The organism is Nocardia sp. CC227C, from assembly GCF_030767025.1.
Lineage (GTDB): Bacteria > Actinomycetota > Actinomycetes > Mycobacteriales > Mycobacteriaceae > Nocardia.
Genome location: NZ_JASITE010000019.1, coordinates 35695 through 60102, shown reverse-complemented (window position 1 = coordinate 60102; position 24408 = coordinate 35695). Strand labels below are relative to the sequence as shown.

The 24408-nt window shown below is 69.4% G+C and carries 25 protein-coding genes and 2 pseudogenes; 17 read left to right on the top strand and 10 right to left on the bottom strand.

The annotated features are described in order from the left end of the window. Positions 1 to 15: 15 nt before the first annotated feature. Both QMO76_RS30055 and QMO76_RS30050 read left to right on the top strand, forming a co-directional pair. Positions 16 to 210 (top strand): type II toxin-antitoxin system VapB family antitoxin, encoded by a 195-nt coding sequence (locus QMO76_RS30055; protein WP_306364720.1) that lies wholly within the window; start codon positions 16 to 18, stop codon positions 208 to 210. Further along, positions 200 to 619 (top strand): PIN domain nuclease, encoded by a 420-nt coding sequence (locus tag QMO76_RS30050; protein ID WP_306364719.1) that lies wholly within the window; start codon positions 200 to 202, stop codon positions 617 to 619. The genes QMO76_RS30055 and QMO76_RS30050 overlap by 11 nt, the downstream gene beginning before the upstream one ends. A gap of 33 nt (positions 620 to 652) precedes the next feature. Here the strand turns inward: QMO76_RS30050 and QMO76_RS30045 are convergent, their stop codons facing one another. The 5 genes from QMO76_RS30045 to QMO76_RS30025 form a co-directional block, all read right to left on the bottom strand. Continuing rightward, complete coding sequence (locus QMO76_RS30045) at positions 653 to 1471, bottom strand: alpha/beta fold hydrolase (RefSeq protein ID WP_306364718.1); 819 nt, start codon at positions 1469 to 1471, stop codon at positions 653 to 655. A gap of 70 nt (positions 1472 to 1541) precedes the next feature. Then, positions 1542 to 2189, bottom strand: a complete 648-nt coding sequence (locus QMO76_RS30040) for a DUF1707 domain-containing protein (RefSeq protein WP_306364769.1) — start codon at positions 2187 to 2189, stop codon at positions 1542 to 1544. A 105-nt stretch (positions 2190 to 2294) separates the two neighbouring features. Then, positions 2295 to 2963, bottom strand: coding sequence for a response regulator transcription factor (locus QMO76_RS30035; RefSeq protein WP_306364717.1), 669 nt, complete (start codon positions 2961 to 2963; stop codon positions 2295 to 2297). A gap of 20 nt (positions 2964 to 2983) precedes the next feature. Continuing rightward, on the bottom strand, positions 2984 to 4159 hold the full coding sequence (gene macS / locus QMO76_RS30030; RefSeq protein ID WP_306364716.1) for a MacS family sensor histidine kinase: 1176 nt from the start codon (positions 4157 to 4159) through the stop codon (positions 2984 to 2986). Beyond that, positions 4143 to 5399: an AI-2E family transporter gene (locus QMO76_RS30025; RefSeq protein ID WP_372342118.1), complete on the bottom strand. Its 1257-nt coding sequence runs from the start codon at positions 5397 to 5399 to the stop codon at positions 4143 to 4145. The genes macS and QMO76_RS30025 overlap by 17 nt, the downstream gene beginning before the upstream one ends. A gap of 303 nt (positions 5400 to 5702) precedes the next feature. Here QMO76_RS30025 and QMO76_RS30020 point away from each other — a divergent pair, with 303 nt between their 5' ends. The 3 genes from QMO76_RS30020 to QMO76_RS30010 are packed head-to-tail and all read left to right on the top strand — an operon-like array spanning position 5703 to position 8766. Then, complete coding sequence (locus QMO76_RS30020) at positions 5703 to 7220, top strand: adenylate/guanylate cyclase domain-containing protein (RefSeq protein ID WP_306364767.1); 1518 nt, start codon at positions 5703 to 5705, stop codon at positions 7218 to 7220. Positions 7221 to 7224: 4 nt separating this feature from the next. Continuing rightward, positions 7225 to 8322: a YbhN family protein gene (locus QMO76_RS30015; RefSeq protein WP_306364715.1), complete on the top strand. Its 1098-nt coding sequence runs from the start codon at positions 7225 to 7227 to the stop codon at positions 8320 to 8322. Positions 8323 to 8373: 51 nt separating this feature from the next. Continuing rightward, entirely contained in the window at positions 8374 to 8766 is a 393-nt protein-coding gene (locus tag QMO76_RS30010; RefSeq protein WP_306364714.1) for a DUF3054 domain-containing protein, read from the top strand. A 74-nt stretch (positions 8767 to 8840) separates the two neighbouring features. On the opposite strand, the gene QMO76_RS30005 is transcribed toward QMO76_RS30010, so the two are convergent. Then, positions 8841 to 10520 carry an NTF2-like N-terminal transpeptidase domain-containing protein gene (locus QMO76_RS30005; protein WP_306364713.1) on the bottom strand — a complete coding sequence of 560 codons (1680 nt, stop codon included), beginning with the start codon at positions 10518 to 10520 and terminating at the stop codon, positions 8841 to 8843. Positions 10521 to 10869: 349 nt separating this feature from the next. Here QMO76_RS30005 and QMO76_RS30000 point away from each other — a divergent pair. Then, positions 10870 to 11049: pseudogene (locus tag QMO76_RS30000) on the top strand (hypothetical protein); the annotation flags it as partial. Positions 11050 to 11376: 327 nt separating this feature from the next. Next, positions 11377 to 11718, top strand: a pseudogene (locus tag QMO76_RS29995) (hypothetical protein); the annotation flags it as partial. A gap of 369 nt (positions 11719 to 12087) precedes the next feature. Here the strand turns inward: QMO76_RS29995 and QMO76_RS29990 are convergent. Beyond that, positions 12088 to 14334, bottom strand: coding sequence for an excinuclease ABC subunit UvrA (locus tag QMO76_RS29990; RefSeq protein WP_306364712.1), 2247 nt, complete (start codon positions 14332 to 14334; stop codon positions 12088 to 12090). A 61-nt stretch (positions 14335 to 14395) separates the two neighbouring features. Here QMO76_RS29990 and QMO76_RS29985 point away from each other — a divergent pair, with 61 nt between their 5' ends. From QMO76_RS29985 to QMO76_RS29965, 5 genes are all read left to right on the top strand, one after another. Then, positions 14396 to 15631 carry a YafY family protein gene (locus QMO76_RS29985; protein ID WP_306364711.1) on the top strand — a complete coding sequence of 412 codons (1236 nt, stop codon included), beginning with the start codon at positions 14396 to 14398 and terminating at the stop codon, positions 15629 to 15631. A gap of 155 nt (positions 15632 to 15786) precedes the next feature. Continuing rightward, entirely contained in the window at positions 15787 to 16227 is a 441-nt protein-coding gene (gene aroQ, locus QMO76_RS29980; protein WP_306364710.1) for a type II 3-dehydroquinate dehydratase, read from the top strand. Positions 16228 to 16371: 144 nt separating this feature from the next. Beyond that, on the top strand, positions 16372 to 17301 hold the full coding sequence (locus QMO76_RS29975) for an ABC transporter ATP-binding protein (protein WP_306364709.1): 930 nt from the start codon (positions 16372 to 16374) through the stop codon (positions 17299 to 17301). After that, on the top strand, positions 17298 to 18158 hold the full coding sequence (locus QMO76_RS29970) for an ABC transporter permease (RefSeq protein ID WP_306364708.1): 861 nt from the start codon (positions 17298 to 17300) through the stop codon (positions 18156 to 18158). Before QMO76_RS29975 ends, QMO76_RS29970 begins: the two co-directional genes overlap by 4 nt. Next, positions 18148 to 18384 carry a helix-turn-helix transcriptional regulator gene (locus QMO76_RS29965; protein ID WP_306364707.1) on the top strand — a complete coding sequence of 79 codons (237 nt, stop codon included), beginning with the start codon at positions 18148 to 18150 and terminating at the stop codon, positions 18382 to 18384. The genes QMO76_RS29970 and QMO76_RS29965 overlap by 11 nt, the downstream gene beginning before the upstream one ends. 80 nt (positions 18385 to 18464) lie before the next feature. Here QMO76_RS29965 and QMO76_RS29960 read toward each other — a convergent pair whose 3' ends face one another. Then, entirely contained in the window at positions 18465 to 19340 is an 876-nt protein-coding gene (locus tag QMO76_RS29960) for an NAD(P)-dependent oxidoreductase (protein WP_306364706.1), read from the bottom strand. A 139-nt stretch (positions 19341 to 19479) separates the two neighbouring features. Here QMO76_RS29960 and QMO76_RS29955 point away from each other — a divergent pair, with 139 nt between their 5' ends. Continuing rightward, on the top strand, positions 19480 to 19836 hold the full coding sequence (locus QMO76_RS29955) for a helix-turn-helix domain-containing protein (RefSeq protein WP_143983521.1): 357 nt from the start codon (positions 19480 to 19482) through the stop codon (positions 19834 to 19836). Positions 19837 to 19846: 10 nt separating this feature from the next. On the opposite strand, the gene QMO76_RS29950 is transcribed toward QMO76_RS29955, so the two are convergent. Beyond that, complete coding sequence (locus tag QMO76_RS29950) at positions 19847 to 21019, bottom strand: glycerate kinase (protein WP_306364705.1); 1173 nt, start codon at positions 21017 to 21019, stop codon at positions 19847 to 19849. A gap of 148 nt (positions 21020 to 21167) precedes the next feature. Here QMO76_RS29950 and QMO76_RS29945 point away from each other — a divergent pair, with 148 nt between their 5' ends. After that, positions 21168 to 21500 (top strand): GNAT family N-acetyltransferase, encoded by a 333-nt coding sequence (locus QMO76_RS29945; RefSeq protein WP_306364704.1) that lies wholly within the window; start codon positions 21168 to 21170, stop codon positions 21498 to 21500. A gap of 14 nt (positions 21501 to 21514) precedes the next feature. Here the strand turns inward: QMO76_RS29945 and QMO76_RS29940 are convergent, their stop codons facing one another. After that, the gene (locus tag QMO76_RS29940) at positions 21515 to 22276 is read right to left on the bottom strand and encodes a 1-acyl-sn-glycerol-3-phosphate acyltransferase (protein WP_306364703.1); all 762 of its coding nucleotides are present in this window, start codon (positions 22274 to 22276) and stop codon (positions 21515 to 21517) included. Positions 22277 to 22382: 106 nt separating this feature from the next. Between QMO76_RS29940 and QMO76_RS29935 the strand changes: the two genes are divergently transcribed. The 3 genes from QMO76_RS29935 to QMO76_RS29925 all read left to right on the top strand — a co-directional run bounded on the left by QMO76_RS29935 (position 22383) and on the right by QMO76_RS29925 (position 24400). Then, entirely contained in the window at positions 22383 to 22997 is a 615-nt protein-coding gene (locus QMO76_RS29935; RefSeq protein ID WP_306364702.1) for a YqgE/AlgH family protein, read from the top strand. A gap of 85 nt (positions 22998 to 23082) precedes the next feature. Then, a complete protein-coding gene (locus QMO76_RS29930; RefSeq protein ID WP_306364701.1) occupies positions 23083 to 23403 on the top strand; it encodes a helix-turn-helix domain-containing protein in 321 nt (106 codons plus the stop codon). Continuing rightward, complete coding sequence (locus QMO76_RS29925) at positions 23351 to 24400, top strand: RNA-guided endonuclease TnpB family protein (protein WP_306364700.1); 1050 nt, start codon at positions 23351 to 23353, stop codon at positions 24398 to 24400. Before QMO76_RS29930 ends, QMO76_RS29925 begins: the two co-directional genes overlap by 53 nt. Positions 24401 to 24408: the final 8 nt, after the last annotated feature.

The following is a 24408-nucleotide window of genomic DNA, read 5'->3' as shown; positions in this document are numbered from 1 at the left end:
CAAGTGGAGGTGGCCATGTCTCGCACCGTTCTAGATGTCGATGACGACCTGCTGGCTGAGGCCGCGACGATCCTTGGCACATCCAAGAAGGTGGCGACCGTCAACGCCGCACTCGCCGATGTCGTACGGCGGCACAAGCGCGAGCAATTCGCGGACTGGGTGAAGCGGGGTGGACTCGAAGCCCCCACCGTGGAGTCGAATGAGCGCTGAGCTCTATCTGCTCGACAAGTCGGCGCTGGCACGCTGGCCGAAGCCTGCTGTCGCACCGGTCCTTGATGAACTCTCGTCCCGCGGCCTGTTGGCGGTCTGCGGCGCGGTCGAGTACGAGGTCCTGTTCAGCGTCCGCCGATCCTCGGAACTCGACCTCGTGCGCAGCATGCTGCAAGGCTTCGGTTGGCTGACTATGCCCGACGAGGTCTGGGATCGCGTCAACGAGGTGCAGATCCAACTGATCCGGTCAGGAAACGATCGAGCGATCTCACTCGCTGATCTGCTGATCGCGGCTACTGCGGAGCGACACGGTCATACCGTGCTGCACTATGACGGCGATTTCGACATCATCGCGACAATCACCAGACAGCCAACACGGTGGGTAGTCCCACCGGGTACCGCCGACTAAGCCATTGTCCGACGACGTGGCGGTGAAGCGCGCTCAGACGCGGGCGATGGACTTGCGGATTTCGGTGGCGATGAGGGTGGGGGCCTCGAGCATGGGGACGTGGCCGACGCCGGGGAGCGGGCGGTCTTGCAGGGTGGGGTGGCCGGTGAAGGCGTCGGGGGCGTAGAAGTGGGGCGGGATGATGCGGTCGTGTTCGGGGCGCAGAATCGTGATCGGGAGGTCCAGCTCCGCGAGTTCGGTGAAACCGGCTGGGATGGCGGGGTCTTCGGCCAGGTCCTTGATGATGGTGCAGTGCGCGGGCGTGGCGGCCATGGCGTTGGCGAGGCGGTTGGGGACGACGGCGGGCTGATGGGCCAGTAGCGGAATCAGCAAGCTGCGCAGCATATTCGGCATGACCGGCAGACCGTCGGGGGTGTTGAGGCCGACCAGCGGGCCGAACGAGCGGAACTTGCGGATCAGGGTTTCGGCGGTGGGGCGGTCGGGCCAGAATCCGGCGGGCGCGATGGCGGTGAGGGTGGTGGCGCGACCGCGCGCGGCGAGTTCGCAGGCGATCCAGCCGCCCAGCGAGTTGCCCACCAGATGCGCCGTGCGCCAACCGACTTCGTCGAGCATGGCCTCGACGTGGTCGACCAGTGCGGGAATGGTGGCGGGTTGTCGCACGGGCGGTCCGCCGAAGTGGCCGGGCAGGGTGGGGGCGAGTACGTCGTGGTCCGTGGCCAGGTCGTCGATGACCGCGCCCCAGGACTGCCAGGTGAGCAGGAAGCCGTGCAGCAGCAGCACCGGCGTCCCGCGCCCGGCCCGCAGTCTCGGTTCGGGTGCCGGAATCGCGTCGACCGAGCCGTGAACCACCATGGGCGCGACGATACCGCGCGTGCGCCGCGCCCGGGGTGGCGCACGGCGTTGCCCGGAATCACAGCCGGAATCACATACCCATGAGCTTCTTCCAGTGCGCCGAGAGCGGATGCTTGGCGGTGACCGAACCGAAGCGGATGCGGCCGTGCACGACCAGGTGCAGCGGCCCCATTGGCGGTCCGGTGTGCACCTTGTTGGTGACGCCGGACCCGATGAGTTCGAGCCCGTTCAGATCGGCGGTGGCCTCCGACGGCAGGACGAGATTCAGCGAGCCGCCGCTGATGTCGGCCCGGATCTCCACCACCTGCGTGGACATCACGGCCTGGGTGAAGTCGAGCGTCACACCGGAGAGGAAGCTGTCCACCAGCAGTGTGGGATGCACCTGCCAGCGGCCCTTACGGGTGACGCCGGACATGCGGGCGCGGATGATGTTCCCCCCGGCCGTATTCGGGACGGGCCGCACGGTGGGCGGCGGCGCGTACGGCGCGGCGGGCGGCGGGCTCGGGAACGGCCGCGGCGCGGGCTGTCCCGCCAGCCGGATTCCCGGCAGATCGACCAGTACCGCGTTCAGCTCGCCGCGGGTCTTGGCCGCCAGCGCCGTGTCCATGCGCTCGGTGAACTCGCCGAGCGACAGCATGCCGAGCCCGACCGCACGTTGCAGCAGCCGCCCCACGTGCTCGCGTTCGGCATCGGACACCCGCAGGTCCCGGTCGCCCACCACGTGCTCGGCACCCGCCCTGGAAACCGCTTCAGGACCACCCATGCCATCGAGGCTAGCGGCGGTGGGGCCCGCCGCGCATCAGGGCAATCCCTGAGAAATGTGCTACTCCAGCCCCTGCTCGATGGCGTAGCGCGTCAACTCGACCCGGTTCCCCAACTGGAGTTTGCGCAGCGTGGATTGCACATGGTTCTCCACGGTGCGGTGGCTGAGGTGCAGGCGGTTGGCGATCTGTTTGGCGGACAGCCCCTTGGCGACCATGCGCAGCACCTCGGTCTCCCGCTCGGTGAGGGCGGGCCGGTGCGGCTCGTCGCGGGCGGGCGGCGCACTGGCGATGCGGCGGTACTCGCCGAGGACCAGCCCGGCCAGGCCGGGGGTGAAGACGGCCTGCCCCGCGGCGGTGGCGCGCACGGCATCGGCGAGTTCGGCGGCGGACGCGCTTTTGACCAGGTAGCCCAGCGCTCCGGCCTTGATGGCGTCGAGCACGTCGTCGCGTTCGGCCGAGGCCGAGAGCACCAGCACCCGGCTCCGCGGCGAGACGCGCAGGATCTCCGCGGTGGCGGTGGCGCCGTTGCCGTCGGGCAGGTTCATATCCATGAGCACGACGTCGGGGCGGACGGCCGCGGCCCGCCGGGCGGCGGCGGCCACGCCCTCGGCGGTGGCGGTCACGTCGAATCCCGCCTCGGTGAGATCGCGGGCCACCCCGTCGCGCCACATCGGGTGGTCGTCCACCACCATGACCGAAATACGGTTCTCTCCGGCGTTTTCCGCCATGTCGCCTCCCGTGTCGCCTCTCATTGTCGGGCCTCGTGGTCGCGCGGCACCCGGAATTCCCATTCGGTTCCGGTCTCGGCGTCGGTGAACAGCTCCGCCGTACCCCCCAGCGCCGCGATCCGGCCGATGATCGAGCGCGAAACCCCGAGCCGCCCTTCGGCTTCGGCGGCGACCAGGCGGCCCTCGGGGATGCCGGGACCGTCGTCGCGCACGCTCACGATCACTTCGCCGCCGGTGTCCTCCAGCAGCACATAGGCTTTCGCGCCCGGTCCGGCGTGCGCGGCGACATTCGACAGCGCCGCCGCGACGGCGGCCGCCACCTCCCGCGCCATCCGCCGCCCGAGCGGGACGGGATCGCCCGGTGTGGAGACGAAGACCAGCGGAGTCGCCTGCGCGGTGAGCAGCGGCCGCAGATCCTCCTGCCCGCCACCGGTGTCGGCGCGCACCACCTGCTCGGAGATGAGCACTCGCAGCGCCACCTCCTGTTCCCCGGCACGTCGCGCCAGTTCCGCGGTGGGGCCGCCGATTTCGCCGCCGCGCCGCTTGATGTAGCTGAGCACCTGGAGCACTCCGTCGTGCACCTCGCGCGCCAGCCGTTCCCGCTCCTGGGTGGCGGCGTTGAGCCGGACCGCCTCCTGCAACTGCTGCTGCGCCCGGCGCGCGGTATTGGCGGCCAGGCCGATCGCCAGACCGACCGAGACGAGCACCGGGGTGGTGGCGTCCTTCCACACGTCCACATCCCACTGCGCCCGCACGGTGGTGCTGACCAGGGAGATCAGCGCCCCGGAGCCGATACCGCCGAGCGGGCCCCAGCGGATGGCGGCCGACATGACCGCATTGGCGGCCCACAGCGTCGTGGGCAGGGTCTGGTGGCCGTGGTACCAGTCGTAGTCCGCGACCAGCCGGGTGGCGGCCATGAGCGCGATCACCACCACCTGATCGCCGACGACCACCGCCGTCCGCATCCCGGCGGTGCCCCGCACCAGCCATTGCGACAGCAGCACCGAGGAGCCGACCGACCACACCACCATCAGGCCGATGAGCGCCCAGCTCAGGCCCGGCCGCTCGTAGTAGCGCACCGAGGCGACCTGCTGTCCGATCGCGTAGATCAGGGTGACCAGCCGGAACACCTGCGCCGCCCGCCACAGCGGCGCGGCGGCGGCGTAGCCGGGGTCGAGGTCAGTCCGCGGGGTCACCGGTATCGCTCCGCACGGAGTCGGGCCCGGATGGCTTCGGTGCGGGTGGGGACAGTTCGAGCGGACTGGGATCGGTATCGGGTTCGGCGCTGAACATCGGTTTGCGCGGGTTCCCGGTGTGCAGATCCTGGTAGAGCTCCTCGGGGGAATCCGCCAGCAGCGATCGGATGGCGGTGTTCAGCACCGCCACGAACGGCACCGCGAGCAGACCGCCCGCGATACCGGCCAGCACCACTCCGGCCGCGATCGCCAGCACCACCGCCAGCGGGTGGATGCGCACGGCCCGGCCGAGCAGCAGCGGTTGCAGCACATGGCCTTCCAGCTGCATGACCGCGATGGTGATGCCGAGCACGATGAGCGCGGTGACGAGGCCCTTGGTCATGAGCGCGATGAACACCGCCACCGACCCGGCGATGAAGGATCCGATGATGGGGATGAACGCGCCGATGAAGACCAGGGAGGCCAGGGGCAGCGCCAGCGGCACGCTCAGAATGGCCAGGCCCGCCCCGATGCCCACGGCGTCGACGGCCGCCACCAGCACGGTGGCCCGCACGAATCCGGTCAGGGTGCCGAAACCGAGCCGTCCGGCGGTGCGGACGCGTTCGCGCTGCGCGGTCGGGATGACCCGGGTGGCGAACTCCCAGATCTGTTCGCCGCCGTACAGGAAGAAGATGAGGATGAACAGGGTCAGGAAGATTCCGGTGAAGAACTCCCCGATGGCCGTGGCCGTGGTGAGCGCCCCGCTGGTCAGCGTGTCCTGGTTGTTCTCGATGGTTTTGACGAGGGTGTCACCGGCATTGCGGATCTGCTCGGTGCTCAGATGGAACGGCCCGTTGATGAGCCAGTCCTGAATCTCGGTGACGCTGTTCTTGAACTCGTCGGTCAGCTGCGGCACGCCGATGACGAACTGTTCGATCACGAAGGTCATCACCCCGGCGAGCAGTCCGAGCGATCCCGCGAGGGCCACGAACACCCCGATGGACCGCGGCACCCCGAACCGCTGCATCCAGTCCACCAGCGGCGACAGCAGCGCCGCCCCGAGCAGCGCGATGGCAAGCGGAATGGTGATCGCCGAGAGCCGGTGCGCCACCCACGCCACCGCCAGCACCGCCGCGAAGATGATCAGCAGCCGCCACGCCCACTCCGACGCCTGCCGCACGAGCGGGTGCACAGCCTCGGCATCCCGCCGCCGCACCCCGTCCCGGGTCCGGGCGTCCGCCACCTGCTGCCCCTCGCTCACGGCTGCGAGCCTACTGTCCGTTTCGCGCTTCGCGCCGTACCCGCACTGTTCGACGCGCTCGCCACGCCACACCCCTGAGCAGCCGACGTGACAACTGATCTCGAAAGACGCGCGGGTAACTCATCGGGTACGCCCGGAATCGGGTCGGCACTCGACCGACGGCACGCCCGCATCACCGTGAACGGCTCTCGGCCGGGCGCCGAAGTCGCGGGGAGGCGGCCCAGCAGGCACGGGGAGGCGGACCAGCGGGCTGGCGCTAGATTGGTGAGCGTGTCAGCGCCCTTGGAAGCGGTCAAACAGACCATGCGAACCCGCTGGCCGCTGTACCTCGCATCCATGCTGGCGGCCAATGCGTTCGGTGCCGTCCTGGTGTGGGCTTTCATCCAGTACGGGCTGCCGGTGCCGGAGGGCGGGACGGCGGCGACCCGGGAGACGGGGCTGCTGATTCCCGGCGCGGTCTTCGTGGTCGGCGGCATTCTGAGCCTGGCCGCGTCGGCGCTCATGCTGCGGCCGGTCATGCGCTGGCAGATGCGCGGCGGCCCGCCGAGTCGTCAGGAGCAGATGGCGGCGCTGCACGCGCCGCTGCGGCAGTCGATCGTGCATCTGGCGCTGTGGCTGCTCGGCGGCGGCGTGCTGGCCTCGCTGATCATCGTGCGCGCGCCGGAGCTGGCGGCCGCGGTGATCGTGACCGAATGCATGGCCGCCACCATCGTGTTCGGTTTCACCTACATGCTGGGGGAACGGATTCTGCGTCCGGTGGCGGCCGAGGCGCTGTCCACCGGCACCTTCGACCACACGCTCACCGCCGGTGTCGGCACCCGGATGGCCATGACCTGGGGAATGGGCACCTTCGCGCCGGTCATCGCCATTGTGCTGCTGTGCGTCACCCAGATCTCCTCGCGGGTGCAGTTCTCCGCGCAATCGCTGGCGGTGTCGATTCTGCTGCTGTGCGGTGTGGTGATCATGCAGGCGCTGGCGCTGTCCATGCTCACGGCGTCGAGTATTTCCGATCCGATTCGCCAGCTCAGTCAGGCCATCGACCGCGTGCAGGAGGGGGCGCGAGATGTGCAGGTGGAGGTTTTCGACGGTTCGGAAATCGGGCTGCTGCAGGTCGGCTTCAACCGCATGATGGACGAAGCCGCCAAACGCCGCGAACTTCAGGAATTGTTCGGTCAGCACGTCGGTGAGGACGTGGCCCGGCGTGCCCTGGAGTACGGCACCGAACTCGGTGGTGAAACCCGATTCGTGGCGGTGTTGTTCGTGGATATGGTCGGTTCCACCGCGACCGCCGCGGAACGTCCGCCCACCGAGGTCGTCAGCCTGCTCAATGAGTTCTTCCGCATCGTGGTGGACGTCATCGACCGGCACCACGGCCTCATCAACAAATTCGTCGGCGATGCGGCGCTGGCCATCTTCGGCGCGCCGCTGGATCGTCCCGACGCGCCGACCGCCGCCCTGGCCGCGGCCCGTGAGCTGCGCGAAGCCCTGCGGGAAGTGCCGGGTCTGGATATCGGCATCGGAGTTTCGGCGGGTTTGGCGGTGGCCGGGAATATCGGCGCGGCAAATCGTTTCGAGTACACGGTCATCGGTGATCCGGTGAACGAGGCGGCCCGGTTGACGGAACTGGCGAAAGAGCGCCCCGAACGCGTGCTCACCTCCTCGAGCGCCCTGTATTTCGCCGACGATCCCGAACAGCGGCACTGGGAAACGGGCGAGGAGGTGCAGTTGCGCGGCCGTCGCAGAAAAACGCGCCTGGCCTGGCCCAAGCAGAGCAGCGACGACATGAGTGCAGACGCCGCGGCCATCGGTTCGTTAGGCTGACGGCGTGACGGCCCCGAGTAGCACACGCCGCCGGTTCTGGTGGGTGAAATGGGTACTTGGTGCCGCACTTGTCGCTTTGTTGATCGCCGAGGGCATATATCTGTATCCGCGCCTGTCGGAATCGTGGCAGAAGCTCACCGAAATCCATTGGGGCTGGGTCGCCGTCTGCATCTGGTTGCAGGCGGTTTCCATGAGCGGCTACGGACGTGTGCAGAAACAACTGCTGCACGCGGGCGGCGTGCGGGTGAGTCAGCGCAAATCGGTGTCGGTGGTGTACGGCTCCACCGGTATGGCTTTGACGCTGCCCGCCGGGCAGGTGTTCTCGACGGCGTTCACGTATCGGCAGACCCGGCGCTGGGGCGCGAGCCCCATCGTGGCCTCCTGGCAGCTGGTCATGTCCGGAGTGGTGGCGGCGTCCGGGTTGGCGCTGCTGGGCGTGCTGGGCGCGCTGCTGGTGGGCGCCCGGGTCGGGCCGCTGAAGCTGATCGTGTCGCTGGGCGCGGTGGTGCTGCTGGTGTGGGCCGGGAATTACGTGGCCAAGCATCCCGGCACCATCGAGGCGGTGGTGCGGCGCGTGCTGCACGTGATCAATCGGATTCGGCATCGCGCCGGTGACCGCGGCGAGGACAAGCTCGCCGAGATCGTGAGCCAGCTGGAGTCGGTGGACCTGGGCCGCCGGGACGGCGTGTGGGTGGCGTTCTGGGCGGTGCTGCACCGGGCCGCGGATGTGGCCTGTCTGGGCGCGGCCTGCTACGCGGTGGGGGCCGATCCGCGCTTGGCGGGTCTGGTGCTGGCCTTCGCCGCCGGGAAGGCGGTGGGCTCGATTCCGTTCGCGCCGGGCGGCATCGTCTACGTGGACGCCACGCTCATCTACGGTCTCACCGCGTTCGCGGGTCTGCCCGCCGCGCAGGCGGTGGCCGCCGCCTTCGCCTATCGCATGGTCAGCTTCATCCTGGTGGCCGTTGTCGGCTGGATCGTCTTCGCCTTCCTGTTCCGCACCCCGCACGCCGACGACGCCGACTACGAGAAGGAGTTCGAGCAGCGCCGCACGCCGCTGGTGAGCGAGCGCCACCATCCGGACCCCGAGGTCGGCACCGCCTGACCCGGGTGTCCCTGCGCGGGGGCCCGCGCCGGGCGCACTACCCTGTGGCGCGTGAAGAAACCGCTGCCGTTCGTCGTCGATGCCGTTCTGGTGGTCCTGTTCTGCGCGATCGGGCGCAGCAGCCACGACGAGTCGATTCTGACGGGATTGGCGCACACCGCCTGGCCGTTCGAGGCCGGGCTCATTCTGGGCTGGGCCATCGCCTTCGCGGTGTGCGCGTGGCAGTCCGAGCGCGATTTCGATACGGCGGTACGGCGTTTCGACGGGTGGTCGCTGTGGCCGACGGGTGTGATCATCTGGGCGACCACGCTGGTCGGCGGCATGCTGCTGCGCGTGGTCAGCGGCCAGGGCACGGCCTTCAGTTTCATCCTGGTGGCGGCCACCGCCCTCGCGCTGTTCCTGCTCGGCCCGCGCGCCGCCCGGAAGGCGCTGCGCGCCAACTGATCCGCACGCTCTCCGAAACCCGCCGCGGCCCGGAACCATTCGGTTCCGGGCCGCTCGACCGTGCGGCCGATCCGCTAGGCGGTGTCCGGGCTGGCCAGCGACTGGAGCATGCGGGCCGCCATGCGGGCGGTGGCGTCGCCGCTGTCGATATTGTCGATGTGCACGGCGAAGGCCAGATCGCCCATGGTGGCGATGAGCCAGCCGCTGGTGCCCGCGGTGGCGGCGAAGGCGTTCACGTTCTGGTAGCGGTGCAGACTGGCGAGTTCCGGTGCGCCGGTGGCATCGCGGAGCATGCCGCGCAGCCGGTCGGCGACCTCGCCCGAGAACGGGGTCAGCTCGGCCTCGACGGTGGCGGGGGTGCCGATCTCGATCATGGGCTTTGGCGTCTGTCCCTGGGCGATGGCGGCCGCGGCGATGGCCATCCCCCACGGGCTGGCCAGCAGCGCGTCCCCGGCGCCACCCTGTTTGACCTGCTCACCGCGCCCGGCCGCGGGCAGGCGACCGCTCACCTCGTCCAGTCCGGGCACCTGGAAGTCGATGCCGACGCCGAGCAGGCTCGCCGCCTCGGAAACGTCACCGAGCGAAACGTCCTGCGGCGCTTTCTTCTTCACGACGGCGGCCAGATTCTTGAACAGCTCCACCATGCCGCCGACCGGATACAGGCCGGTGAACGCCACCGCACCCTGCGCACTGGCCTGGCTGTTCTGCGCGACCGCGACCACCGCGCCGGTGGACGGCTGGATGGCCACGATGGACGCGGCGCCCCAGTAGCTCACCACGGCGTCCTCGGCGGCCCGCTGCAAACGCTGATCCATGGTGGCGGCGATATCGGGTCCGGGCGGACCCTGTTCCCCGGCGAGCTGGGTGATGAACTCACCGTCGGGGCCGAAGAGCTGCACACCCCATCCGGCCCGCTCGTCGTTGTTGTCCTGCCACACCTTGCGCAGCGAGTCCAGCATGGGCGACCAGACGCGACGGTCGGCCGCGATGAGGCGGGGCTGCTTCTCCATGACGACACCGGGAATGACGGCCATGCGCGGTTCCAGGATGTTGAAATCGCCTTCGCGGAGATTGACCGCCACGATCGGCTTGCCCTGCGAGGACGAGAGGTCCTGCAGCAGCGATTCTCCCGTGATGAGCGGTGCGACGGGTTCGATGGCGGCGGCGAGCGCGTGCGCCGAGCCCGCCGGGTCGCCGGTCTTGGCGGGGTCGAGTTTGATCACGTTGATGACCTGCTCGGTCATCAACGGCGCGCCCGCGATGTCGACGACCTTGGGCGACGGGGTGGCGTAGGTGCGCACCAGCCGGACGGTGCGCTTGCTGTCGAGCTGCGGCATGACGACGGTGGGATCCCATGAGATGCGCCAGCCCAGGCTGAGCTTGCGGATGGTGCCCTGTAGGTCGTACTTCCAGACCTGGTTCTCGCCGAAGGTCCAGGTCGCCGTGAGGCTGAACAGCCCGGTGGTGCCGTCGAGGGTGATGAACTGGGTCTTCTCGTAGTCGGGTGTGCCGGGCTCCAAGCCGCTGAATACTTGCTTCAGGGTTGCCGAAGCTCCGTTCGGATACGAGGTCAGCCGACCGGCGGCCTCGTAGTCCTTCGCGTCGAGCAGTTCGGTGAACTTCTCGACCACGGCCTCGGGGCCGTTGGACCGCTCGCGGACCGCGCACGAGCCCATCCCGATCGCAATGGCGGCCACCGCCGCGAGCGCGATCGCGGCCCGTACCCGGAAGCGGCGGGATCCCCACACATCCATATCGCCCACTCTTCACTCTTGCCACTTCAGCAACAAGACCACGGTACCGCGAACCGATTGCCCGCGGTGCCACCTTCACGTCTGGCGTGCCATGCCGAGCACCACCACCATAGTGCCGATTTCGGCCATGCGGCATCGATTGTCGGATGGGCGGGCCGTCAACGGCTTCCACCTCCGAACGCGTATGACCGACCGATTGGTTCTTGTGCCGAGGTACCCATTCGGCAAGATCACCAACCCTCCGGCCCCAGTTCTATCACGTTCTCCGAGAGCAGAATCCACGACACCACAACCGTTGTAACGTTGTAATCAGCATTACAGCTCCAGGCAGTAAGTGAGTGTGACCGCCATGAAGTACGGACAGCGCGGACGTGGATTCGGACGTCCCGGAGGGTGGCAGCAGGCCGATCTCCCGGACGCCGCGGACGCCCCCGATTGGTTCGCTGGAAGATTGCCCTCCGAGTGGTTCACCGGACCGGCAACCCTCGAGATCGACCGCGACGAGATCGTCGTGATCGGAGAACTACCGCTCCCCCGCGGCGACGCCGCCGACGCGCCGCCGACGGCCCGCGCGGGCGAGGCCACCGCCGCCGACGCCGGCGGTACCGAGTCCAACGCCGCAACCGGCAGCGCCGCCGACCCCGGGAACAAGGACACCCGAGGCAAGGACACCCGGAGCATGGACGCCGGAGGCAAGGACACCGGAAGCAAGGACACCGGAAGCAAGGACACCGGAAGCAAGGACACCGGGGCGCGCGCCACCGATAGCGAGGTCGCAGACAGGGGCTCGACCGCCCCCGGGGCCGACGCGGCGGCCACGTCCGGTGTCGCCGAGGTGCCCCGGGCGACCCGCGAGGGACTCGTCGCCCGCTTCCGGGAGACAACCCGCCCGGCCCGCATGCAGATCGCCGCCGAGGCGCAGCACCGCTACGGGCGCACCGTCTCCTGGGGCGTCCGGGTCGGCGACGAGCGCATTATGTTCACCCACGTGGCGGCCCCGGTCATGACGCGGTTGCGCCAGCCCGAACGCAAGGTGCTCGACACCCTCGTCGACGCCGGTGTGGCGCGCTCCCGGTCGGACGCCCTGGCGTGGACGGTCAAACTCGCGGGCCGGCACGCGGAGACGTGGCTGGCCGAATTGCGCGATGCCATGCGCAAGGTGGACGAACTGCGCGCGGAAGGCCCGCGTGACCTGTAGCGCGGAAGGCCCGCGTGACCTGTAGGCCGTGGCGGACCACCCCGCGCTCCGGCAGTGACCGCTGCCGCGTGACCACGAACGAGAACTCTTGGCCGCAAGCAGGGCAGGTGGTCACGAGACGACACGTGGTCGCCCGAAGAAGACGGCCTCCGCGAGCCACATACCGCGCGATCGGAGACCGGTGGTTACGGCGGTCGTTGGTGGCATTCTGGTGCCGTGGCGGCGGCGCACTGGTGCCGTGGCGGCGGCGCACCATCGCGGCGGCAGCATTCGAGCGGCGCGAGTGCACCCCTCGCGGCGGGAGCGCACGATCCCGGTGGGAGCGCACCCCCGCAGCGGCGGTGCACCGTCGCGCCCGAGCGTATGTGATCAATCGCGCAGGGCGAGACCGGTTTTCGAGTCGGGGTGTCGGCTCAGGTCTTCGGGCGTGCCTTCGAAGACGACGTGTCCGCCGTGGCGGCCGGGGCCGGGGCCCAGGTCGATGACGTGGTCGGCGCGGCGGATGACGTCGAGGTTGTGTTCGATGACGACCACCGTGTTCCCCTGGTCGACGAGGGTGCCGAGGACGGCGAGCAGGGTGTCGATATCGGACAGGTGCAGGCCGGTGGTGGGTTCGTCGAGGACGTAGAGGGTGTGGGCGTCGCGGGTCGCCAATTCCTTGGCGATCTTCAATCGCTGGCATTCGCCGCCCGAGAGGGTGGTGAGGGATTGGCCGAGGCGCAGGTACCCGAGGCCGACCGCCGCCATGTGGCGCAGCGGGCGGGTGATGGCCGCCGTGGGCAGCCGGGCCGCGGCCTCGTCGATGGTGAGGTCGTCGATATCGGCGATGGTGAGGCCGTCGACCGTGTAGGCGAGCACCTCGGGGGTGAAGCGGCGGCCGCCGCAGGTTTCGCACGCGGTCTCCTGGCCGTCCATGAAGGCGAGGTCGGTGTAGACGACGCCGAGTCCCCTGCAGGTCGGGCAGGCTCCTGCCGAGTTGGCGCTGAACAGGGTGGGCCGCACGCCGTTGCGCGCGGCGAACAGTTTGCGCACGGCCGGGGCGATGCCGGTGTAGGTGACCGGGGTGGAGCGGCGGTTGGTGGTGACCGGGCGCTGATCGACCACGGTGGCGGGATGCTGGCGTACCAGTTCGGCGACCAGGCTGGACTTTCCCGACCCGGCCACGCCGGTGAGCACGGTCAGCACGCCGGTCGGAATGTCCACGGACACATCGCGCAGATTGTTGCGGGTGGCGTTCTCGACGCGCAGCTTGCCGGTGGGTACGCGGTGCCCGCGTGGCGCGCGGCGGGTGCGCAGTCCGCGTCCGGTCGGGGTGTCGGCGGCGCGCAGGTCCGCGAACGAGCCCTCGAACACCACCTCTCCCCCGGCGGTGCCCGCCCCCGGCCCGATCTCCACGATGCGATCGGCGATCCGCATGACATCGGGATCGTGTTCCACCACGAGCACGGTATTTCCCTTGTCCCGCAACTGTTTCAGCAGACCGGTCAGCGATTCCACATCGTAGGGGTGCAGTCCGGTGGTGGGTTCGTCGAAGACGTACAGCATTTCGGTGAGACTGCTGCCGAGGTGCCGGACCGTCTTGATGCGCTGCGACTCGCCGCCGGACAGCGTGGTGGTCGGACGGGCCAGGCTGAGGTAGCCGAGGCCGATGGCGGTGAGGGCGCGCAGCCGTTCGGCCAGGGCGGAGACCACCGGCGCGACACTCGGTGCGGTGACGCCCGGAATCAGTTCCGCCAGCTCGGCTATCTCCATGCGGCTCATCTCGACAATGGTGCGGTCGAGCACGCGTGCGGTGCGCGCGGCCGCGCGTAGCCGTTCGCCGTGGCAGTCCGGGCACGGCCGGGTGTCGGTGAACCGTTGCAGCACAGCTTGTTTGCGTTCGGAGAGATTGTCCGCGGTGTGCAGGTAGACGCGTTCGAAGCGCTCGATCACGCCTTCGTAGTCCTGCGGCGGGCGGGTGCCGAGGCGGGCGGCGGCGGCTCCGCCGTACAGCAGCGCGCGGCGCTGGTCGTCGGTCCACTCCCGCAGCGGGGTGGTCGGGTCGAACGAGCCGATGTCCGAGTACTGCCGGTACCAGTACTGCCCGTTTCCGAAGCCCGGCAACAGGATCGCGCCCTGTTCCAGTGACTTGTCCAGGTCGAGCACCCGCTCCACGGCGGTCTGCACGGTATCGCCGAGCCCGGAGCAGGTGGGGCACATTCCGGCCGGATCGTTGAACGAGAAGTGGTTGGACTCACCGACATACGGCTCGCTCACGCGCGAGAACAGCAGTCGCAGATAGCTGTAGGCGTCGGTGATGGTGCCGACGGTGGAGCGGGCGTTGCCGCCGAGCCGCCGCTGGTCGATGACCACCACGGGCGACAGCCCCTCGATGTGGTCGACCTCCGGCCGGGTCCAGCGCGGCAGGCGGTTGCGCACGAACGGCGGATAGGTCTCGTTGACCTGGTATCCGGCCTCGGCGGCGATGGTGTCGAAGACCAGCGAGGACTTGCCCGAACCCGACACCCCGGCGAATACGACCAGGTTGTTGCGCGGCACCTCGAGGTCGACGCTGCGCAGGTTGTTGGTGCGGGCGGCGCGGATGCTGATCACGCGGTGCTGCTCGAATGCGGTCATGACCCCACGCTCGAAGTCATTGCGGCCGGATTCTGACCGCGATCGGGTCCAGAATGGCGGCATGGCCGATGTCACCCGCCGCATGCTCGAATTGCTCGCCCAGCTCCAGACCGGTCGGCGCTTCAGCGGCCACGACCTGGCCGCCCGCCTGGAGATCAGCCCGCGCACGCTGCGCCGCGATGTGGAGCGGCTGCGCGAGTACGGCTATCCGGTGTCCACCCAGCCCGGCCCCAGCGGCTTCTACCGGCTGGCGGCGGGCCGCACCCTGCCGCCGCTGGTCCTCGACGACGACGAGGCGGTGGCGACCCTGGTCGGCCTGGCACTGCTCGGCGCGACGGAACCGCTGGAGCCGTCGGCACCGTTGCGTGAGAAGGGGACCGGACCGACCCGGCGTGGTGCCGGACACACCGGCGTCGCCGACCCCGCCGGAGGTCATAACAGCGCGACCACCGACCACACCGGCTCCGCCGACCACACCGCGACAACCGACCACACCGGTGCCACCGACCGCGGCTCGACCACCGACCACACCGGCGCTACCGACCACAGCGCGGCCACCGATCCACGGGAAGCCACCGATCGGCGCGCGGCCACCGATCCCGGCACGACCACCGATCGCGGCGCGACCATCGGCGCGGCGGCGGATCGCGCGTTCGGCAAGATCGACCAGTTTCTGCCGAAGCGGTTGCGGCCCAGGGTTTCCGCGCTGCGCGCCACCGTGGAGACGGCACCGCAGTCCGCGCCCGCGGTCGATCCGGAGGTACTGGCGACCGTGGGCGCCGCGGCGGCCGGGCACGAGTACCTGACCTTCGGCTACACCGGCCGCGACGGCACCGCGTCGCATCGCCGCGTCGAGCCGTACCGGGTGGTGCACCTGCGATTGCGCTGGTACCTGGTGGCGTGGGATGTCGAGCGTGGCGACTGGCGTGCCTTCCGCATCGACCGCATGGCCGAGGTGACCGGCACCGCACGGCAGTTCGCGCCGCGCCCGCTGCCCGCCCGCTCGGCCACCGAGTACGTGCGCGCGGGGATGAGCACGCCCCGGCATCGGGCGGTGGTCACGGTGGCCGCGCCCGCCGCCCAGCTCGCCGACGCACTCAAATATCTGGACTGGGATATCGAGGCACTGGGCCCGGACCGCTGCCGCGTCACCACTCGGGTGGACTCCTTCGAATGGCTGATCCTGCGGGTCGGCCTGCTCGGCGCGGAGTTCACCATCGAGGAACCGGCCGAATTCCGCGACCGTGCGCTCGTACTCGCCGATCGGCTGCGCCGCGCCGCAGCACCCGCCCGCTGAGCGCACCGACTCGACCGACCCCCGACGATCGCCCGCGCGCCGCAGCGGTCACCGTGTTCCGTCCGCAGGCTCGCCGACCTGCCCGCCGATTCGAATGCCACGCGTCTGCGCGGCTGATGGACGGGCTCGGCGAAGACTCCAATACAGTGTCGAACATGGCTGAATCCCGCGGCCCGATACTCGTGCTCAACGGCCCGAACCTCAATATGCTCGGCACCCGCCAGCCCGAGGTGTACGGCGCCGACACCCTGGACGACGTGGTGGCGCTCTGTCGCGCGACGGCGGCCCGCTTCGACCGCGAGGTCGTGGCCTTCCAGTCCAATCACGAGGGTGCGCTGATCGACCGCGTGCACGCCGCCCGCGGGGTCGAGTCGGGCATCGTCGTCAATCCCGGCGGTCTCACCCACACCTCGGTGGCGCTGCGCGATGCCCTGGTCATCCCGGAGGTCCCGATCGTCGAGGTGCACATCAGCAATGTGCACGCCCGCGAGGAGTTCCGGCACCACTCCTACGTCTCCCCCATCGCCACCGCCGTCATCGCGGGCATGGGCATTCGCGGCTACGCCGCCGCGATCGAATACCTCTGTACCCGCTGAACCGCCAAACATCGAACGCGGCCCCGTGACCGGACGGTCACGGGGCCGCTGCCGTTCCCACGGATCGAAAAGCGGTAGCTTTCGCACGGCGGGATGTAGTAGATATGCTACATACTATCCGGCTTCTACTACTGAGAAGGTCTTATGGTTGTCGCCGACGGCGTCGCGATCGACGTCGAGAACTTGCGCATGCGCTACGGCACCCGGGATGTGCTCCAAGACGTCACATTCCAGGCACGACGAGGGGAGGTGCTGGTACTGCTCGGACCGAACGGGGCGGGCAAGACCACCACCATCGAGATATTGGAAGGCTTTCGCATGCGGTCGGCGGGCCGTGCCGAGGTACTCGGCACCGACCCCGCGCACGGCGACGAAGCCTGGCGGGCACGGCTCGGGGTGGTGCTGCAATCCTGGCGCGACCACGGCAAGTGGCGGGTGCGGGAACTACTCGACCACCTGGGCATGTTCTATGCCCCCTACGCCACCCCCGACATCCGAAAACCCTGGGACACCGACGAACTCATCGCCGCGGTGGGCCTCACCGCACACGCCGACGCCAAGATCATGGCCTTGTCCGGCGGCCAGCGGCGCCGCCTGGACGTTGCCATCGGCATTGTCGGCCGCCCGGAACTGCTGTTCCTGGACGAGCCGACGGCGGGCTTCGACCCGCAGGCCCGGCGCGAATTCCACGACCTGGTGCACCGTCTCGCCGATGACGACCGCACCACCATCCTGCTCACCACCCACGATCTGGACGAGGCGGAGAAGCTGGCCGACCGCATCCTGATCCTGGCGGGCGGGCGCATCATCGCCGACGGCTCGGCCGACCAGCTCTCCCGCCGCATCGCCGGCGAGGCCGAAATCCGTTGGACCCGTGACGGTCAGCGCTTCGTCCACACCACCACCGAGTCGACGAAGTTCGTCTACGAGCTGTTCCAGCAGTACGGCGAGGCCATCGGGGAACTCGAGGTGCGCCGCGCCTCCCTCGAAGACACCTATATGACCCTGGTGCGACGCGTCGAATCCGGGCGGGGCGAAGCGGACGTGCACAGCTTGGAGGAGGTCACCCGATGAACCGGACCGAACCCGTCAACGCGGCGGTGCGCGCGGGCGTCCAGCGCGGCTGGATCGAACTGCGCCAGTCCCTCACCAACGGCATGGACCTGTTCTCCACGTTCTTCTGGCCGGTGCTGACCCTGGCGGCGCTGTACTTCATGCGCGACGGCAGCTACGAGGCGACCGGCCTGGGCCTGGGCTCGCTGGCCCTGCCCGGCGTCCTCGGCATGCTGCTGGCGTTCACCGGCCTGTTCGGGATCGCGCAGTATCTGGCGCTGGAGCGCGAGGACGGAACGCTGTTGCGCGCCAAGGCCACTCCCAACGGCATGGTCGGCTACCTGATCGGCAAGATCCTCACCACCTCCGGCCAGGTGGTCGTCCAGGTGGCGGTGATCCTGGTGTTCGGCGCCATCCTGGTGGGCGGGGTGGAACTCAACTCCGCGGGGCGCTGGCTCACCCTGCTCTGGGTGATGGCCCTCGGCCTGCTGGCCACGCTGCCGCTGGGCGCCATCATCGGTTCGGCGTTCGAGAGCCCGCGTTCGATGGGTTTCCTCTCACTGCCCATCATGGGTCTCGTGGCGATCTCCGGTGTCTTCTATCCGATCACCGCCCTGCCCGGCTGGGTACAGGGGGCGGCGCAGGTGTTCCCCATCTACTGGCTGGGTCTGGGCATGCGTTCGGCCATGCTGCCGGACGATGCGGTGGCCGTCGAGATCGCGGGCTCGTGGCGGCACTGGGAGACCGCCGCCGTCCTGGGCGCGTGGACCGTGGCCGGGCTGCTCATCGCCCCGATCGTGCTGCGCCGCATGGCCCGCCGGGAATCGGGCGCGAATCTGGCCGCTCGCCGGGAGAAAGCGCTGCAGCGTGCCTACTGAGGTCATCTACAACCGGATCGCCATGCTGCGCGCCGAGCGCGGCATCTCCCGCCGGGAACTGGCCGAGGCGCTGGGCGTGCACTACCAGACGGTCGGCTACCTGGAGCGTGGCGAGTACAGCCCGAGCCTGCACCTGGCGCTGCGGCTCGCGCGGTACTTCGAGGTGCCGGTGGAGGTCATCTTCTCCACCGCCCCATTCCCCCGCCTCGGCTCCGAGACCGCCTGAGCGACGACCGGCCCGCCGTCCGAATCCGCGCCCGGACGGCGGGCATCCCACTGTGACCGGCCGTGGCCCGCCGACCGCGGTCAGTCGTTCTCGCCCTTCATGATGCGGAACACCGGTACGGCGTGCCCGGCTCGCTCCGACACCTCGATGGCCTTGCGCCACATGCCCTGCGAGACGTGCGAGAGGGTGGCGTCGACGCCGACCTCCTCGCTGGCGTCGATGATGTGCTGGGCTCCGGCGTCCATCATGCGGTAGGCGGCGAGGTCGCCCACACCACCCTGCTGGGCAGCGTGCGTGAATTCCTCCATGAAGAACGGGTAGGCACCGGCGGCGCGCACCGCGTAGGGCAGGAACTGGGCGATGTCGTGGCCGGAGCGGTCGATCATGGCCAGCGCCTGGTCGTAGGCCAGCATCCAGGGGTGGAACACGGTGAGCAGGGCCTGGTAGTAGATCTGCGACAGGCCGTCGTCCTCGCCCAGGTACTCCGGCGGGCTCAGCGGCGTGAGCAGTTCGACGTGCGCCTCGAACACGTCGCGGGGACCGCTGTAGAAGATGTAGGACGAGGGGTGCTCGATATTGTCGCCCGCCGACATGACACCGCCCGCGATGAACTGCGCACCGTGTGAGCGCACCCACTTGCCGCCCGCGCGGGCCTGCTCCGGGGAATCGGAGGACAGGTTGGCGATGACCTTGCCCGGCAGGTGGTCGGTGGCCTGGCCGAGCACGTCGTACATGGCGGCGTAGTGGGTGAGGCTGAGGACGGCGACCTCATTGGCGGCCAGCGCCTCGGCGACGGTGGCCGCCCGCTTGGCCCCGAGCTCCACCATGGCGTCGACCTTGGCGGTATTGCGGTTCCACACCGTCACCTCGAACCCGGCCTTCAGGAAGGCCCGGACCATGGCCTGGCCCATCGGGCCCAGCCCGAGGACGGAGACGGAATGCTGCTGCTGAGACATGTTTTGTCCCCTTCGGAATCGTGACGTGGTTGCTGTCGGCGCCGACTCCGATACTGGTCGCGACGGATAGGCTGGGGAAGACCGCACATTCGAGTGGGGTTGCTTACCTCGAGGTTCGAAATCTGGTCAGGAGGACATGATGTCGCAGGCGAGTGACGCGGATCACGATGTGTGCGGTATGTCCGTGGCCATCGATGTGGTCGGTGGCAAGTGGAAGCTGCACCTGATGTGGGTGCTGGGCGAGGGTCCGCAGCGTTTCGGTGAGATCCGCCGCCTGTTGGACGGAGTCAGCGAGAAGGTGCTCGCGGAGAATCTCCGGCACCTGGAGGCCAGCGGTGTGGTGCACCGCGAGATCTATCCCGAGATCCCGCCTCGGGTGGAGTACTCCCTGACGCCGCTGGGGCAGGAGCTCAACGAGGCGCTGGGGCCCCTGGAACGCTGGGGCGAGCGCAATCGCGACCGGGTGCTCGGCCGCCCGCTCACCGCCGCGAGCTAGCCGCTCCGCGTCAGCGGCCGGAGGTGCGGTGCGCGGTGCGGGTGGTCCGCCCGTCACCGGACGTCGGCGGCTTGGTGCCGATGTGCTGGCCGATGCGCTCCAGGATGGCGGCGGCGTCGGCCATGCAGCGCTCCGGACTCGGCTCCAGATCCGACAGGGCGAGGTGGGCGGCGAATCCGGCCGCGCGGAGCTGATCTGCGCTGAGCTGGATGCGCCCCGCGACCGCCATGACCGGCACACCGGCCGCGCGGGCGGCGTCGCGGACGCCCATGGGCGCTTTGCCGTGCAGGCTCTGGGTGTCCAGCGACCCTTCCCCGGTGACGACCAGGTCGGCCCCGGCGAGGTGACTGCGGAAGTCGAGGAGATCGAGGACCAGTTCGATACCCGGGCGCATGGTCGCGCCGAGGAGGGCGAGCGCGCCGAAACCGGTACCGCCCGCCGCACCCGCCCCGGGCGCATCGGCCAGATCCGGTGCCACGATCCGGGCCCAATTCGCCAGTGCGGCTTCGAGCAGCGCCTGATCCTTCGGCTTCGCCCCCTTCTGCCGGGCGTAGACCGCCACCGCACCGTTGGGTCCGAGCAACGGGTTGTCCACATCGCTGGCGAGGATGACGCGGGCGTCGGTCAGCGCGGGGTGCATACCGCTGCGATCGATCCGGTCGGCGGACCGGAGAGCCGCGCCGCCGGACGGCAATTCGCTGCCGTCGGCGGCGAGCACGCGCAGTCCGAGGGCCTGCAGCAGGCCCGCGCCGCCGTCGGTGGAGGCGCTGCCGCCGAGCCCGAGCACGATCTCCCGCGCGCCGTGTTCGAGGGCGTGCGCGACGACGACCCCGAGCCCGTAGGTGCTGGCCCCCAGCGGATCCTGCTGCCCGCCCGGCAGTTTCGACAGTCCCACCACGGCTGCGAGTTCGATGGCGGCGGTCCGGCCGCGACGCGCGTAGGAGCAGGGTGCAGGATCACCGGTGGGTCCGGGCGCGTGCAGGTGCACCCGCGTCCAGCCCGCGGCGAGGAAGGCGTCCACGGTGCCGTCGCCGCCGTCGGCCACGGGCAACCGCAACACGTCCGTGCCGGGTGCGGTGCGCCGAATACCCCGGGCGAGTGCGTCCGCGACCTCGACCGCCGTGAGCGAACCCTTGAACTTGTCGGGTGCCAGCACCACCCGACGCGGCCCCTTCTGCGTCATCACCACAGTCTGCACGCTGCGGCGGACGACCGCTGCCCCCGCCCGCGCCACGCCCGGCCGCCACGCGAGCGGATCTCCGACACGCCCGGAGCGCGAGTAATGGCAATCGGCGCAAATCGACCACGGGCCACCCGATAGCGTCGTGCCCATGTCGAGTGAGTCGAATGAGTCGATCGAAGTGCGCCGCAACCCCGCCTTGGATCGCTTCGAACTGCTGGTCGACGGCCTGGTGGCGGGGGTGACCGCCTATCAGGACACCGCGAACGAGCGGGCCTTCGTGCACACCGAGGTCTACCCGCGGTACGAGGGCCGGGGCTACGGCCGCAAACTCGTCCAGAGCGCACTGGACGCCACCCGCGACGAAGGTCTGGGCATCCTGCCGCTCTGCCCGATGGTGCACCACTTCGTGGAGTCGCGGCCGGAGTACCTGACGCTGGTCCCGCACTGGTCCAGGGAGCGGCTGGGGCTGCCCCGGAACTGAAACCGGCCCGGCGCTCAGTACGCCGCGACGGCTCCGTCGAGCGCCGTCTGCAGTTCGCTCCGCACCAGCCGCGCGATCTCCGCGGGTCGGGTGGGCAGGTCGAGGACCGGCACACCGAAGTAGAAGCTGGCCGATTCGACCTGCTCTTTGGTCGGTTCGACGGTCGGATCGGGCCGGGGGCCGTAGCTCAGGCCGATGCTCACCAGGGCGGGCCGCGCGCCCAGCTTCATCGACTTGAAGGCGATGTGGCCGATTCCGCTGCCCACCGACTGGACCCGGGTGGGGTCCACGTCGTTGCAGGTGCCCTCGGGGAACACCGCTATGCCGTCACCGCGGAACAGCCGCTCGGCGCAGATCTCGATCATCCGCTGGCCCGCGGCGTTCACCGCGCGAATCCCGTGGTCCTTCCCGCGGAAGACCGGGATCCCGCCCATCATGTCGATCCGGCGGCGCTGCTTGGCCTCGGCGAACAGCTCGTCCTTGGCCAGCACCCGGGTCCGGCCGATCACCGGCCGCAGCCCGCTGCGCCAGGCCGCCGCGGCAACGGTGTAGGGATCGAGCTGGGACAGGTGGTTGATCGAGATGAGCAGCGGTCGACGCTCGGAAATCAACTCCCGCAGGCGCTCTCGCGCCCCTGGCGCATATGCGACCCGTGGGCGGTAGCGACGCCCGAGCAACGCGTAGGCGCCCCACGCCTGCAACCGATTCTGCTGATGCTCCCGGTAGAAGTCGTAGACCGCATCACTGTTCTCGAGGACGACCTCGGGACGTTCCATGGGGAAACCCTAACTCGGTTCGTTTGCCCCCGCCGCACTCCCCGATATGGGCCCTTGACCAAAACAAACCGAGCCAATCGGGGTATCGCGGTGCGATGATGTCGAGGTGGCACGCGCAGAGGAACACGGCGATCGTTCTCGACGCGAATCCCGGCACGAGGATCAGGTGGTTCGGCCGGGCACACTTCTGGTGTCCGCGACCGACCTGGTGGAACCGTCGTTCCGGCGCACCGTCGTGTACATCATCGAGCACAACGACGCGGGCAGTCTGGGCGTGGTGCTCAACCGGCCCAGCGACACCGCGGTGCACGACGTGCTGCCGAACTGGGCCGAATTGGCGGCGTCACCGCGCGCGCTGTACATCGGCGGCCCGGTGAAACGCGATGCCGCCCTGTGCCTGGCCCTGGTGAAGGTCGGCACCCCGGTCACCGAGGTGCCGGGGCTGCGCAGGGTGGACGGGCGCGTGGCCCTGGTGGATCTGGATTCCGATCCCGAGGTGATCGCGCCGCTGGTGGAGGGCCTGAGAGTGTTCGCCGGCTATGCGGGCTGGACCTTCGGCCAGCTGGAGGGCGAATTGGACCGCGGGGACTGGATCGTGCTGTCGGCGCTGCCGAGCGATCCCATCGCGGGCCGCGGCGATCTGTGGGCGCAGGTGCTGCGCCGCCAGCCGCTGCCGCTCTCCCTGTTGGCGACCCATCCGATCGAGGTGGAGCGCAATTGATCTGAACCCGCGGCCGGGCTGCGCCGTGGGAGGGTTCGCGATAGTTGCGGCGGGTATGTGAATCCAGGCGTTCATCAGTGTTTGTGTGGACCCGAACACGACGGCCACCGCCGCCCTGTTCGGGCACTGCGGCGCGGCACGATTCGCCTACAACCACATGCTCGCGAGAGTGAAAGCCGTCCTCGACCAACGCACCGCCGAAACCAGCTACGGCCTGACCGGCGACGAATTGACGCCCGCGCTGAACTGGTCGGCCTACGGACTGCGCAAGGACTGGAACCAACGCAAGAACACCGTCGCGGTCGATCGCGACACCGGGATGCCGTGGTGGAGCGAGTATTCGAAGGAAGCGTATGCGTCGGCGGGCGGGGAAGCCGATGGGTTTCACGCGGTTCAAGCGCCGTAGGGGGGATGCGGTGGGGTCGGTGCGGTTCACCACCGGCACCATCCGGCTCGAGGGCCGCACGCGGGTGGTGCTGCCGGTGATCGGCCCGGTCGAAACCCACGAATCCACCCGCAAGCTGGCACGGCGAATCGAGGCCGGGACCGCGCGGATCTTGGCCGCGACCATCAAGCGGGAACGCCGCCGCTGGTGGGTGGTGTTCACCTGCGAGGTCGACCGCCACGACCCGCCACCCCGCCTGTCCAGCGCGGCGGTCGGGGTCGCTCTGGGTGTCACGACCCTCGCCGTCACCAGTGACGGTGTCGCGCACCCGAACCCGAAACACCTCAACAGGCACCTGGCCCGGCTTCGGCGCGAGTCGCGGCGGGTGTCGCGGCGGCGCGGTCCGGACCGGTGTAGCGGGTTCACCGGGTCGGCGCGCTGGCATCGCGCCAACCGCACCCGTAACCGGGTCCAGTATCGGGTGGCCGACGCCCGCCGCGACAGTCTCCACAAGCTCACCAGCCACCTCACCGGTGCTTATGGTGCGATCGGGGTGGAGGACCCGCACGTTGCCGGGATGCTGCGCAACCGGCGGCTCTCCCGCGCGATCGCCGATGCCGGGTTCGCGACCCTGCGCCATCAACTCGGCTACAAGACCGCCTGGCGGGGCAGCGTGTTCGCCGTCGCGCAGCGTTGGTATCCGTCGAGCAAGACCTGTTCCGGTTGCAAGGCAGTGAAAACCAAACTGCCTCTGCAAGTGCGGGTGTTCGAATGCGAGTCCTGTGGGCTGGTCCTGGATCGGGATGTCAATGCCGCCCGCAATCTCGCTGATCAGGTGTATACCCTCTTCCCGGAGTGGCCGGGTGAGATGAAACGTGGACGTGGAGGCGGTGTCAGACCCACCCGGTGGGCAGTCGCCAGTGAAGCGTCTACCCGACGACCGCCCCTGGCGGTACAGGGACCTCCGGGCGGAAACGCCCGGATCACTGAGCATCACCGATACTCGAGTGAACGGTAGCGGGAGGT

Coding starts and splice junctions, on each gene's coding strand:
- QMO76_RS29960 (WP_306364706.1), bottom strand. CDS start 19,340: ATGTCTCAGCAGCAGCATTCCGTCTCCGTCCTCGGGCTGGGCCCGATG.
- QMO76_RS30005 (WP_306364713.1), bottom strand. CDS start 10,520: ATGGATGTGTGGGGATCCCGCCGCTTCCGGGTACGGGCCGCGATCGCG.
- QMO76_RS29990 (WP_306364712.1), bottom strand. CDS start 14,334: ATGACCGCATTCGAGCAGCACCGCGTGATCAGCATCCGCGCCGCCCGC.
- QMO76_RS29985 (WP_306364711.1), top strand. CDS start 14,396: ATGGCCGATGTCACCCGCCGCATGCTCGAATTGCTCGCCCAGCTCCAG.
- QMO76_RS29950 (WP_306364705.1), bottom strand. CDS start 21,019: ATGACGCAGAAGGGGCCGCGTCGGGTGGTGCTGGCACCCGACAAGTTC.
- QMO76_RS29925 (WP_306364700.1), top strand. CDS start 23,351: ATGCGTCGGCGGGCGGGGAAGCCGATGGGTTTCACGCGGTTCAAGCGC.
- QMO76_RS30020 (WP_306364767.1), top strand. CDS start 5,703: ATGCGAACCCGCTGGCCGCTGTACCTCGCATCCATGCTGGCGGCCAAT.
- aroQ (WP_306364710.1), top strand. CDS start 15,787: ATGGCTGAATCCCGCGGCCCGATACTCGTGCTCAACGGCCCGAACCTC.
- QMO76_RS30035 (WP_306364717.1), bottom strand. CDS start 2,963: ATGGCGGAAAACGCCGGAGAGAACCGTATTTCGGTCATGGTGGTGGAC.
- QMO76_RS29940 (WP_306364703.1), bottom strand. CDS start 22,276: ATGGAACGTCCCGAGGTCGTCCTCGAGAACAGTGATGCGGTCTACGAC.
- QMO76_RS29975 (WP_306364709.1), top strand. CDS start 16,372: ATGGTTGTCGCCGACGGCGTCGCGATCGACGTCGAGAACTTGCGCATG.
- QMO76_RS30045 (WP_306364718.1), bottom strand. CDS start 1,471: ATGGTGGTTCACGGCTCGGTCGACGCGATTCCGGCACCCGAACCGAGA.
- QMO76_RS29945 (WP_306364704.1), top strand. CDS start 21,168: ATGTCGAGTGAGTCGAATGAGTCGATCGAAGTGCGCCGCAACCCCGCC.
- QMO76_RS29970 (WP_306364708.1), top strand. CDS start 17,298: ATGAACCGGACCGAACCCGTCAACGCGGCGGTGCGCGCGGGCGTCCAG.
- QMO76_RS29955 (WP_143983521.1), top strand. CDS start 19,480: ATGTCGCAGGCGAGTGACGCGGATCACGATGTGTGCGGTATGTCCGTG.
- QMO76_RS30055 (WP_306364720.1), top strand. CDS start 16: ATGTCTCGCACCGTTCTAGATGTCGATGACGACCTGCTGGCTGAGGCC.
- QMO76_RS30050 (WP_306364719.1), top strand. CDS start 200: ATGAGCGCTGAGCTCTATCTGCTCGACAAGTCGGCGCTGGCACGCTGG.